Source organism: Pseudomonas entomophila, from assembly GCF_029193575.1.
Classification (GTDB): domain Bacteria; phylum Pseudomonadota; class Gammaproteobacteria; order Pseudomonadales; family Pseudomonadaceae; genus Aquipseudomonas; species Aquipseudomonas entomophila_G.
The window spans coordinates 1-2,738 of the sequence record NZ_JARGCS010000027.1; the positions used below are offsets into that span (position 1 = coordinate 1).

Here is a 2,738-nt window from a genome sequence, read left to right on the forward strand (position 1 = left end):
CGCACTTCGTCGGCGACCACGGCGAAACCGCGCCCGGCTTCACCCGCGCGGGCCGCCTCGATGGCGGCGTTGAGCGCCAGCAGGTTGGTCTGCTCGGCGACCGACTTGATCACGTCCATCACGCTGCCGATCTTCTGGCTTTCCTGCTGCAACAGGTTCATCGCCTCGGTAGAGCGATGCACCTCGGCGGCCAGGCGCTCGATCTGGCTGATCGCCTCACCGACCACGCGGTCGCCGGCGCGGGCTTCGCCGTCGGCGTTGGTGGCGGCATGCGAAGCCTGTTCGGCGTTGCGCGCCACTTCCTGGACGGTGGCGGCCATCTCGTGCATGGCGGTGGCCACCTGGTCGGTCTCGACCTTCTGGCTGTTGGCGCCGGCGCTGGTCTGCTCGGTGACCGCCGAGAGCTCCTCGGCGGCGCTGGCGATCTGGGTGACACCGTCGCGGATGCCGGTGATCAGGTCGCGCAGGGTGGTGCCCATGCGTGCGATGCCTTGCTGCAGCACGCCCAGCTCGTCGCGGCGGGTGACGCGCAGGTCCTGGGTGAGGTCGCCGCTGGCGATCTTCTCCACCACTAGCAGGGTTTCACGCAGTGGACGGGTGATCTGGCGGGTGATGATCACCGCGGCCAACACACCGAATACCAGCGCCAGCGCGGTGGCGATCAACTGCAGGGTCCGGGCCTGGGCGCTGTGCGCGTCGCGCTGGGCGAGTTGGATCTTGTACAGCGCGTCGTTGCGTTTGATGATCTCGGCCTGCTCCTCGATCATCTCCTGGCGCGCCTGGGCCACAGTGGCGCGGGCACTGCGCAGGTCGCCGAGCGATTGCCGGTAGCTCTGCATGGCGTTTTCGAACGCCTGGGTGTGCGCAGCCTCATCGGGCAGCTCGCGCTTCAGGGCTTCGATGCGCGGGGTGACCGCGTCGAGCTGCTTGAGGGCCTTTTGTTCGGCGCCGCTGGTCAGTTCCGCGCTGTAGCTGCGCACGTCGAGGCGCGCCTGGGCCAGCTGGAGCAGGGTTCGAACCACCAACTGGTACTGCTCCAGGCGGTTGCTGTCGCGTTGGGCGCTACCCAGCACTTTGCTGGCGAGGTTCTCGAGCGACTCGGTGGCCTTGCCTCCGGCTTGCGCCAAGGCGGCATGCGCGGCGAGGTTGGTTTGGTAGCCCTGGCGCATCTTGCTCAGCGACGCCCGGTACTGCTCGGTGAAGGGCACCTGCTCATTGAGTACCGTGAGGCTCTCGGTCGTCTTGAGCACCGTCAGCAGGCGTTGCTGTTCTTTGGCGAAGGTGTCGAGCTTCGTTTGCACGGTGTTCGCGACGGTCTCGTCGCCATCGGCCAGCATGTACTGCAGACGGGCGACGCGCAGCTCATTGAGGGCGGTGCTGTACTGGGTAATCGCCCCCATGTGGTTGCTGCGGTAGATCAGGTTGTCGAGGCTGTTCCAGCCGGTCCAGGCGAGCAGAGTAGTGAGCAGCAGAACCAGGCCGAAGCCCAGTGTGAGTTTGCGATTGACGCTGATGTTGGCGAACCAGTTGTTCATCGAAAGGTGCCCCCGGTGTAGTTATTGTCTCGGGCCTTCCGTTGCCTCATAGCGGGGTATCGGCAGTGTATGCGGGAGCTGAAACGCCGTTCAGCAGAATTTTAGCGAGGAAGTGATGGCTATTTGCCATTTTTGTTGCGGCGAGGGCTCTATCGCGGGGCGAGCCCGCGCCTATAGGTGACGCGCCGATTTTGAGTACGGCGCCGTAACCTATAGGCGTGGGCTTGCCCCGCGATGCTTTTGCGGTCAGACGCGGAAATGGCTGACCAGGGTCTGCAACTGGCCACCCAGACGCGCCAGTTCCACGCTCGACGCGGCCGTCTCGTCGCTGGCGGCGGCGGTCTGTTCGGAAACGTCGCGCACGCTGAGGATGCTGCGGCTGATCTCCTCGGCCACTGCACTCTGCTGTTCGGCGGCGGCGGCGATCTGCTGGTTCATCGACTGGATGTTCGACACTGTGCTGGTGATGCTCTCCAACGAGGCGCCGGCCTTACGCGCCAACTCCACGCTACTGTCGGTGAGGGTACGGCTGCCGAGCATGGCGTTGGCCACTTGCTGGGTGCCGTTCTGCAGGCTGGCGACCAGCCCTTCGATTTCCTCGGTGGACTTCTGCGTGCGCTGGGCCAGGCCGCGCACTTCGTCGGCGACCACGGCGAAACCGCGCCCGGCTTCACCCGCGCGGGCCGCCTCGATGGCGGCGTTGAGCGCCAGCAGGTTGGTCTGCTCGGCGACCGACTTGATCACGTCCATCACGCTGCCGATCTTCTGGCTTTCCTGCTGCAACAGGTTCATCGCCTCGGTAGAGCGATGCACCTCGGCGGCCAGGCGCTCGATCTGGCTGATCGCCTCACCGACCACGCGGTCGCCGGCGCGGGCTTCGCCGTCGGCGTTGGTGGCGGCATGCGAAGCCTGTTCGGCGTTGCGCGCCACTTCCTGGACGGTGGCGGCCATCTCGTGCATGGCGGTGGCCACCTGGTCGGTCTCGACCTTCTGGCTGTTGGCGCCGGCGCTGGTCTGCTCGGTGACCGCCGAGAGCTCCTCGGCGGCGCTGGCGATCTGGGTGACACCGTCGCGGATGCCGGTGATCAGGTCGCGCAGGGTGGTGCCCATGCGTGCGATGCCTTGCTGCAGCACGCCCAGCTCGTCGCGGCGGGTGACGCGCAGGTCCTGGGTGAGGTCGCCGCTGGCGATCTTCTCCACCAC

2 protein-coding genes are annotated in these 2,738 nt (G+C 66.4%); both read right to left on the reverse strand.

Annotation, left to right across the window (positions count from 1 at the left end):
• On the reverse strand, positions 1–1,535 hold a 1,535-nt coding region (locus P0Y43_RS12800), incomplete at its 3' end, for a methyl-accepting chemotaxis protein (protein ID WP_275637632.1).
• A gap of 246 nt (positions 1,536–1,781) precedes the next feature.
• Positions 1,782–2,738, reverse strand: a 957-nt coding sequence (locus P0Y43_RS12805; protein WP_275637633.1) for a methyl-accepting chemotaxis protein, incomplete at its 5' end; no start/stop codon positions are given.